Source organism: Pseudomonas sp. B3G-3 (assembly GCF_028640915.1).
In the GTDB taxonomy this organism is placed as follows: Bacteria; Pseudomonadota; Gammaproteobacteria; order Pseudomonadales; family Pseudomonadaceae; genus Aquipseudomonas; species Aquipseudomonas chlororaphis_I.
On the sequence record NZ_JAQZAB010000128.1, the window covers coordinates 3,838 to 12,570 of the forward strand.

Below are 8,733 nucleotides of genomic sequence, written 5' to 3' on the forward strand. Positions count from 1 at the left end.
AGCGGCTACAGGGTTCGCGGTGGCCGTGTAGCCGCTGCCGAGCTCGCGAGGCTGCGATCGATTGCAACGCAATCGCAAAACCTGGGTCCGCGATCTGTCTGGAGAAACGCGTTGGCAGGATTTGCGGCTGCTGCGCCGCCGATCGCAGCCTTCGGCAGCGGCTACAGGGTTTGCGGTGGCCGTGTAGCCGCTGCCGAGCTCGCGAGGCTGCGATCGATTGCGTAGCAATCGCAAAATCTGAGTCCGCGATCTGTCTGGAGAAACGCGTCGGCAGGATTTGCGTCGGCTACGCAGTCGATCGCAGCCTTCGGCAGCGGCTACAGGGTTTGCGGTGGCTGTGTAGCCGCTGCCGAGCTCGCGAGGCTGCAATCGATTGCGCAGCAATCGCAAAGCCTGGGTCCGCGATCTGTCTGGATAAACGCATCGGCGACAGGCAAGCATCAGCGGCCCCGGGCCAATACCCGCTCCAGGGTGCGGGTCACGCCGTTGTCGCGCAGGCTGCTGTAGCAGCGCTCGAAGGCGGCGGTGAATGCCGCGCTGGCGGGGATCGCCGTGCCGAAGATTTCCTCGACCGCCAACAGCCGCTGGCCGATCAGTGCGTCATCCGCCACCAGCGCCTGGCAGAACGCGGCCCGTGGGTCGGGAATGGCGTAGGTGTCGCCGTTTTCGTCCACGCCCTTGAGGTACAGGGCCCAGGCGGCGACCACCAGGGCGGCGCGCTCGGTGTCGCGGCCGTCGGCGATCAGGCGATTGAGGGTCGGCACGGTGAACTTGGGCAGCTTCGACGAGCCGTCGGAGCAGACCCGCTCCAGCTGGTCGGCAATCGCCCGGTTGGAGAAGCGCGCCACCAGGGTGTCCTTGTAGTCGTCCAGGTCGATGCCCGGCACCGGCGCCAGTTGCGGGGTCACGTCCAGGTCCATGTAGGCGCGCATATAGGCGACGAACAGCGGGTCGGCCATGGTCTCGTGGACAAAGCGATAACCCTTGAGGAACCCCAGGTAGGTCAGGGCCAGGTGGCTGCCGTTGAGCAGCTTGATCTTCATCTCCTCATAGGGCGTGACGTCGTCGGTGAATTGCACGCCGACCTTTTCCCAGGCCGGCCGGCCGCTGACGAACGTGTCTTCCAGCACCCATTGCGCAAAGGGCTCGCAGACCACCGGCCAGGCGTCGTCGATGCCGTGCTGGTCGTGCAGTTGCAGGCGGTGGGCGGTACTGGTCATGGGCGTGATGCGGTCGACCATGGCGTTGGGAAAGCTGACGTTGGCGGCGATCCAGTCGTGCAGGTCGGCGTCGCGCTGGCGGGCGAAGGCCAGCAGCGCCTTGCGGGTCACCGCGCCGTTGTGCGGCAGGTTATCGCAGGACATCAGGGTAAAGGCCGGGACCCCGACTGCCCGGCGCTGGGCCAGGGCCGCGCAGAGAAAACCGAACACGGTCTTCGGCTGCTGCGGGTGGGCCAGGTCATGCTGGATCTGCGGCAGGTGGGCCATGAACTCGCCGCTGCTGTCGTCGATGCAGTAGCCACCTTCGGTGATGGTCAGCGAGACGATACGGATCTGCGGGTCGGCCAGTTTGTCGATCAGCGCCTGGGCACCGTCCTCGGCCAGCAGCATGTCGCTAATGGCGCCGATCACCCGCACTTCGGCGGCGTCGCTGTCGCCCAGCTCGAACAGGGTGAACAGGTAGTCCTGGCCGGCCAGGTCGTCGCGGGCGCGGCGGTCCTCGGCGCGCAGGCCGACCCCGCAGATGCTCCAGTCCAGGCCTTCGCCGGTGTTCATCAGGGCATCGGTGTAATAGGCCTGGTGCGCCCGGTGGAAACCACCGACGCCGATATGCACCATGCCTTGCCGGGTCTCGGCCAGGTCGTAGGCGGGCAGCCGCACTTCAGGGGCCAGGCGGTGGAGGTTGTGTCGGTTCAGTTTCATCGTTCGGTTCTCGTTCAGGCGGCGGCGCGCAGCGGCCTGGCCACGGCCACGCCGTCGGCATCGAAGAGGTGGCAGTGTTCGGCATCCAGGTGCAGGTTCAGTTGCTGGCCATAGGCGCTGGCCAGGTCGCCGCGGATACGCAGGGTCAGCGCTTCGCCGGACGCGGTGACGACGTGGCAGAAGGTGTCGCTGCCCAGGCGCTCGCTGACGTCGGCGGTGACCTGCAGGGTGCAGTCGCCGGGGCGGGCCAGTTCCAGGTGCTCGGGACGGATGCCCAGGGTCACCGGGCTGCCGACGCTCAGGTGGGCGCCGCGCTGTGGCAGCTGGATGCGGGTGCCGGCCTCCAGCAGCACCTCGCAGCCCTGGCCATCGACCCGGCTCAGCCGGCCCTTGAGGAAGCCCATCTTCGGCGTGCCGAGGAAGCCGGCGACAAACAGGTTGGCCGGGCTGTGGTACAGCTCCAGCGGCGAGCCCACCTGTTCCACGCGGCCGCCGTTGAGCACCACCACCTTGTCGGCCAGGGTCATGGCTTCGACCTGGTCGTGGGTCACGTAGATCATGGTCGCCTGCAGCTCTTTGTGCAGGCGCGCCAGCTCGAGGCGCATCTGCACCCGCAGCGCCGCATCGAGGTTGGACAGCGGTTCGTCGAACAGGAAGATCTTCGGGTTGCGCACGATGGCCCGGCCAATCGCTACGCGCTGGCGCTGGCCGCCGGACAGTTGCTTGGGCTTGCGCTCCAGCATCGGCCCCAGCTCGAGGATGCGCGCCGCTTCGTTGACCTTCTGTTGCACCTCGGTTTTCGGCACGCCGGCCAGGTCCAGGGCGAAGGACATGTTCTTGCGCACGCTCATGTGCGGGTACAGGGCGTAGGTCTGGAACACCATGGCCAGGTCGCGCTTGGCCGGGCTGACTTCGGTGATGTCGCGACCATCCAGTTCGATGCTGCCGCCGCTGACTTCCTCCAGGCCGGCGATCAGCCGCAGCAGGGTGGACTTGCCACAGCCCGAGGGGCCGACGAAGACCACGAACTCCTTGTCGCGCACCTCCAGGTCGATGCCCTTGATGATGGAAAAACCTTCGAAGCCTTTTTGCAGATTCTTGATTTTCAGGTTGGCCATGGAATCTCTCCGGATTTCAGAATTTCGGTGTAGCCGCTGCCGCAGGCTGCGATAGGCACCGCAGGGGCCTCGGCGCCTGTGCGGTCGCTGGCGAGCCTGCGGCTCGATCGCAGCCTTCGGCAGCGGCTACAGGGTTTGGATCAGCGTTGATCAAGGGTGGCGTTCGGGTTATTTCACGGCGCCGAAGGACAGGCCGCGCACCAGCTGTTTCTGGCTGATCCAGCCGAAGATCAGGATCGGCGCGCAGGCCAGGGTCGAGACCGCCGAGAGCTTGGCCCAGAACAGCCCTTCGGGGCTGGAGTAGGAGGCGATCAGCGCGGTCAGCGGCGCGGCGTTGGACGAGGTCAGGTTCAGCGACCAGAACGCCTCGTTCCAGCACAGGATCAGCGACAGCAGCACGGTGGAGGCCAGCCCGCCCTTGGCGATCGGCAGCAGCACCCGGAGCATTTCCTGGCCCAGCGTCGCACCGTCCAGCCGTGCGGCCTCGAGGATGTCCCGGGGGATGTCCTTGAAGTAGGTGTAAATCATCCAGACCACGATCGGCAGGTTGATCAGGGTGTAGATCAGGATCAGCGCGATGCGCGTGTCCAGCAGGCCAAAGCTCTTGGCCAGCAGGTAGATCGGCATCAGCACGCCCACCGGCGGCAGCATCTTGGTCGACAGCATCCACAGCAGGGTGCGCTTGGTGTTGCGGGTCTCGTAGAAGGCCATGGAGTAGGCCGCCGGCACCGCGATCAGCAGGCACAGGGCGGTGGCGCTGAAGGAGATCACCACCGAGTTCCAGGCGAAGGCCAGGTAGTTGCTGCGCTCGTTGATGTGCAGGTAATTCTCCAGCGTCGGCGTGAAAATGAACTGCGGCGGCGTGGCGAAGGCATCGATTTCGGTCTTGAAGCTGGTCAGCAGCATCCAGAAGATCGGGAAGAAGATCAGGATGGCGATGGCCCAGGCCAGGGTGCCGAGCAGCAGGCTTTGCAGGCGGCGGGATTGTTGCAGGGTCATGGCGCGCACCTCAGGGCTTGTCAGTCAGGTTTTTGCCGAGCATCCGCACCAGGATGATCGCGGCGATATTGGCGATGACCACGGCGATCAGGCCGCCGGCCGAGGCCATGCCCACGTCGAACTGCACCAGCGCCTGGTTGTAGATCAGGTAGGCGAGGTTGGTCGAGGCGTAGCCCGGGCCGCCGTTGGTGGTGGTGAAGATTTCGGCGAACACCGAGAGCAGGAAGATGGTCTCGATCATCACCACCACCGCGATGGGCCGCGCCAGGTGCGGCAGGGTCAGGTGCCAGAAGATCGCGATGGCCCCGGCGCCATCCAGGCGTGCGGCTTCCTTCTGCTCCTGGTCCAGCGACTGCATGGCGGTCATCAGGATCAGGATGGCGAACGGCAGCCACTGCCAGGAGACAATGATGATGATCGACAGCAGCGGGTAGTGAGCCAGCCAGTCCACCGGCTGGGCGCCGAACAGCTTCCACACGGCGGCGAGAATCCCCGACACCGGGTGGAAGATCAGGTTCTTCCAGATCAGCGCGCCCACCGTGGGCATGATGAAGAACGGCGAGATCAGCAACACCCGGACGATGCCGCGGCCGAGGAACTCGCTGGCTTCCAGCAGGGCGCTGATCAGCACCCCGAACACCACGCTGATCAGCAGCACGCTGCCCACCAGCAGCAGGGTGTTGCCGGCCCCGGGCAAAAAGCCCGAATCGCTGAGGAAGTAGCTGAAATTTTCCAGCCCGACGAACTGGTTTTCCCCGGGGTACAGCAGGTTGTAGCGGATCAGCGAGAAGTACAGGGTCATGCCCAGCGGCACGATCATCCACAGCAGCAACAGCGCCACCGAGGGGCTGACCAGGAACCAGCCGGGGTTGAGCAGGCGGCGCTTGCGCGCGACCTGGGGCATTGGCAAATGAGCTTTGGCAGTCGAGGTATTCATGGCGATCACAACCGTTCAGGTACGCGTAACGCGGTTCCCTGTAGGAGCGAGCTTGCTCGCGATGGTCGTCAACGATAACGCGCCCAACCTGGGTGAATGCGCTGTCTTGACGTTTTTCGCGAGCAAGCTCGCTCCTACAGGTTTTGGGGGATTACTTGGGATAGCCGGCGCGTTTCATTTCGCGTTCGGTGGTCTGCTGGGCGGCGGCCAGGGCCTGGTCGACCGTGGTCTGGCCGATCAGCGCGGCGGAGAACAGCTTGCCGACCTGGGTGCCGATGGCCTGGAACTCGGGAATGGTCACCAACTGGATACCGATGTAGGGCACCGGCTTGAGGGTCGGCCTGGTCGGGTCGGCGACTTTCAGCGATTCCAGGGTCACCCTGGCGAACGGCGCGGCCTGCAGATAGGCCTCGCTGTAGGTCGAAGCGCGGGTGCCCGGCGGCACGTTGGCGATGCCGTCTTTCTCGGCGACCAGGGCTCCGTATTCCTTGGACGTGGCCCAGGTGGCGAAGGTCTGCGCGGCATCCTTGGCCTTGGAACTGGTGGGGATCGCCAGCGCCCAGGAGTACATCCAGGCGCTGCCCTTGTCGGTCACCTGTTGCGGGGCGTAGGTAAAGCCGACGTGTTCGCTGACCTTGCTCTGCGACTTGTCGGTGACGAAGGAGCCGGCGACGCTGGCATCGACCCAGATCGCGCACTTGCCGCTGTTGAACAGCGCCAGGTTCTCGTTGAAACCGTTGCTGGAGGCGCCGGGCGGGCCGGCCTTTTTCATGGTGTCGACGTAGAAGGTCAGGGCGTTCTTCCATTCGGTCCCGGTGAATTCCGGCTGCCACTGCTCATTGAACCAGCGCGCGCCGAAACCGTTGGCCAGGGTGGTGATCAGGGCCATGTTCTCGCCCCAGCCGGCCTTGCCGCGCAGGCAGAGGCCGTACTGCTCCTGCTCGGGCTTGTTGAGCTTGCCGGCGAATTCGCCGATCTGCTCCCAGGTCGGGTGTTCGGGCATGACCAGGCCGGCGTCCTTGAACAGGTCGGTGCGGTAGTAGGTCATCGAGCTTTCGGCGTAGAACGGCAGGGCGTACAGCGTACCCTTGGCCGACAGGCCTTCGCGCACCGCGGGGAAGATGTCCTGCAGGTCATAGGCGGCGGGCAGGTCCTGCATCGGTTGCAGCCAGCCCTTGGCGCCCCAGAGGGCGGCTTCGTACATGCCGATGGTCAGCACGTCGAACTGTCCGCCCTGGGTGGCGATGTCGGTGGTCAGGCGCTGGCGCAGCACGTTCTCTTCGAGCACCACCCAGTTCAGCTTGATCTCCGGGTGCTCGCTCTCGAAGGCTTTCGAGAGTTTCTGCATGCGGATCATGTCGCTGTTGTTGACGGTGGCGATGGTCAGGGTCTGGGCGCCGAGGCTGACGCCGCTCAGGGGCATGCAGGTGGTGACGAGCAGGGCGGTAATGCAGGGTTTCATCGTGCACTCCTCTTCCGGGCCCGGTGGGCGGCAGAAGGACGGTTATTGTTGTTGTGTCTTCCGGATGCAGGGAAGAATGTGCGGCTGATTACAGCCCTCAACGCCCGCGCTGACAAATCATCCCTGACACTCGAATCGATACTTTTTTGCACTGCGACGAAATCCTCCACCCGGCGCAAGCCGCCATGGGCCAAGGATTAGCCCGTTCGCGCCGGGTAAAACCTGGGAGATTGCGTATTGGTTTTTTTGCCGTGGCGGCCTGGGCCGGAGAACGGCGAGAAGGTGCCGATGACAGCGGCGAAGCCCCGGTCGACCGGGGCTTCGCGCTGAGGGGAGGGGTCAGAAGCTATAGGTGGCCGACATGATCGCCGCGCGGGCGTCGCCGTATTCGATGGCCGAGGAGCGCGCCGTCGAGCCGTTCTGCTGGCGCACCCGTTCCACGTAGTCCTTGTCGAACAGGTTGTTGACGTTCAGCTGCAGGTCGAGGTTGTGGTTGACCTTGTAGGCGAGCATGGCGTTGTGTACCCAGTAAGCGTCAAGCTTGGCGCGGGTGCTGGAGCTGACGTTGCGCTCGCTGACATAACGAGTGCCGTAACCCAGGGTCCAGCCGGCTGGCAGTTCATAGGTGGTCCACAGATTGAGCGAACGCGGTGGCGTGTTGCCCAGGGCCTGGCCCTTGCGCGCGATGCCCGAGGCGGTGTTTGCCGCGTTGAGGATTTCGCTGTGGAGGAAGGTGTAGTTGGCGAACACATCCCAATGCTCGTTGACATGCCCGGTGACGCCGATTTCCACACCCTGCACTCGTTGCTTGCCAGCCAGTTGGGTCGAACCGTCGGCCATGGTTTCCCGGGCGTTGCTCTTCTCTACGCGAAACAGCGCCCCGTCCAGTTCCAGGCGCTTGTCCAGCAATTCCCACTTGGTGCCCAGTTCCCAGGTTTCGTTCTTCTCCGGCGCCAGGTCCTGGTTGCCCTTGCTCAAGCCACCGCCGGTCGAGGCCAGGTTCTCGGCGGACGGGTTGAAGGAGTTGCCCCAGGCGGCATAGATGCGCCCGTTTTCGGTCGGTTTGAACACCAGGCCGGTGCGGGCGCTGGCCTTGTTCGTGTCCGAGACCAGGCTCTCGCTTTTCACATGGCTGGCCGAGTATTTGTCGACATCGCCCTTGATCTTGTCGTAGCGCAGGCCGAGGTTGAGGTCCCAGCGCTCGCTCAGGGCGATGGTATCGAACAGGTAGTACGCCTGGCCCTTGAGGGTGGTCTCGGTATAACCGCTGGTGGTCTTGTTGACCGGGCCGTTCCAGCGCCCGGGCGGGCTGCCCAGGGCATAGCCGTCGCGTGGATACAAGGCGGTGTTCAGGCCGTGGTTGTAGGTCTTCAGGTCGAGGGTTTCCCGGGACAGTTCCACGCCCGCCACCAGGTCGTGGCGCATGCCGGCGAACTCGAAGTCGCCGATCAGGTTGCTCTGGTTGATCCACATCTCGGTGGTGGCGTCGCGCCCGTAGGCCTGGGGCCCGGCCGGACGGTAGCGGCCCGCCGGCACGCCGCTGGTGTTGACATGGGACGCCGAGACGATGGTGTCGCGCGCGGTGCGGCTGTAGCGCGTGAGGTTCTGCAGGCGCAGGTGGTCGCTGAAGTCGTGCTCGAAATCGGCGGTGAAGGCGTTCTGTTCGATCTGCTCCTTGTCGAGGTTCTTCCAGCCGAAATAGGCATCGCGCTTGACCCCGGCCAGCTTCTTGCCGTCCAGCGCCGGTACGCCGTAGTCGGGCAGGTTGTCGTCGGTCTGGTGGAAGGCGCTGAGGGTCAGCCGGGTGGCGTCGCTGAACCCCAGGCGCAACGACGGCGCGATGCCCCAGCGCTCGCGGTCGATCTTGTCGCGGCCGGGCACATCGTTCTGATGGCCCATCAGGTTGATCCGCACCGCGCTGTCCTGGCCGACGCCTTCAAGGGGCTGGTTGCTGTCCAGCGTCAGGCGGTAGTAGTTATCGGTGCCGAGGCTACCGCCGAGGCGGGTGAACGCCTGGTTCTTCGGTTGCTTGCTGACCACGTTGATGCTGCCACCGGTGGTGCCGGCGCCGCCGAACACCGAGTTGGGGCCCTTGATCACCTCCACCTGCTCGACGTTGAAGGTGTCGGAACGGTTGGTCTGCGCGCTGTCGCGCAGGCCGTCGATCTGCATGTTGCTGTTGGCCGAGAAGCCGCGGATGTTGATGCTGTCCCCCGAGCCGCCACCGCCTTCGCCGGCGTTGAAGGTGATGCCGGACACGTTCGACAGCACCTGGCGCAGGCTCAGCGCCTGCTG

The 8,733-nt window shown here is 64.9% G+C and carries 6 protein-coding genes; all 6 read right to left on the minus strand.

Annotated features, from left to right (window positions below; all coding sequences use genetic code 11):
* Positions 1-440: 440 nt before the first annotated feature.
* The gene (locus tag PVZ80_RS28860; protein ID WP_273864885.1) at positions 441-1,922 is read right to left on the minus strand and encodes a mannitol dehydrogenase family protein; all 1,482 of its coding nucleotides are present in this window, start codon (positions 1,920-1,922) and stop codon (positions 441-443) included.
* 14 nt (positions 1,923-1,936) lie between these two features.
* Positions 1,937-3,040: an ABC transporter ATP-binding protein gene (locus tag PVZ80_RS28865; protein WP_124301565.1), complete on the minus strand. Its 1,104-nt coding sequence runs from the start codon at positions 3,038-3,040 to the stop codon at positions 1,937-1,939.
* Between the two features lie 168 nt (positions 3,041-3,208).
* Positions 3,209-4,039 (minus strand): carbohydrate ABC transporter permease, encoded by an 831-nt coding sequence (locus tag PVZ80_RS28870; protein ID WP_038632307.1) that lies wholly within the window; start codon positions 4,037-4,039, stop codon positions 3,209-3,211.
* Positions 4,040-4,049: 10 nt separating this feature from the next.
* Positions 4,050-4,976 carry a carbohydrate ABC transporter permease gene (locus tag PVZ80_RS28875; RefSeq protein ID WP_023964987.1) on the minus strand — a complete coding sequence of 309 codons (927 nt, stop codon included), beginning with the start codon at positions 4,974-4,976 and terminating at the stop codon, positions 4,050-4,052.
* A gap of 151 nt (positions 4,977-5,127) precedes the next feature.
* On the minus strand, positions 5,128-6,399 hold the full coding sequence (locus PVZ80_RS28880; protein ID WP_435307297.1) for an ABC transporter substrate-binding protein: 1,272 nt from the start codon (positions 6,397-6,399) through the stop codon (positions 5,128-5,130).
* 378 nt (positions 6,400-6,777) lie between these two features.
* On the minus strand, positions 6,778-8,733 hold a 1,956-nt coding region (locus tag PVZ80_RS28885), incomplete at its 5' end, for a TonB-dependent receptor (RefSeq protein WP_273864887.1).

Coding starts and splice junctions, on each gene's coding strand:
- PVZ80_RS28860 (WP_273864885.1), bottom strand. CDS start 1,922: ATGAAACTGAACCGACACAACCTCCACCGCCTGGCCCCTGAAGTGCGG.
- PVZ80_RS28865 (WP_124301565.1), bottom strand. CDS start 3,040: ATGGCCAACCTGAAAATCAAGAATCTGCAAAAAGGCTTCGAAGGTTTT.
- PVZ80_RS28870 (WP_038632307.1), bottom strand. CDS start 4,039: ATGACCCTGCAACAATCCCGCCGCCTGCAAAGCCTGCTGCTCGGCACC.
- PVZ80_RS28875 (WP_023964987.1), bottom strand. CDS start 4,976: ATGAATACCTCGACTGCCAAAGCTCATTTGCCAATGCCCCAGGTCGCG.
- PVZ80_RS28880 (WP_435307297.1), bottom strand. CDS start 6,399: ATGCCCCTGAGCGGCGTCAGCCTCGGCGCCCAGACCCTGACCATCGCC.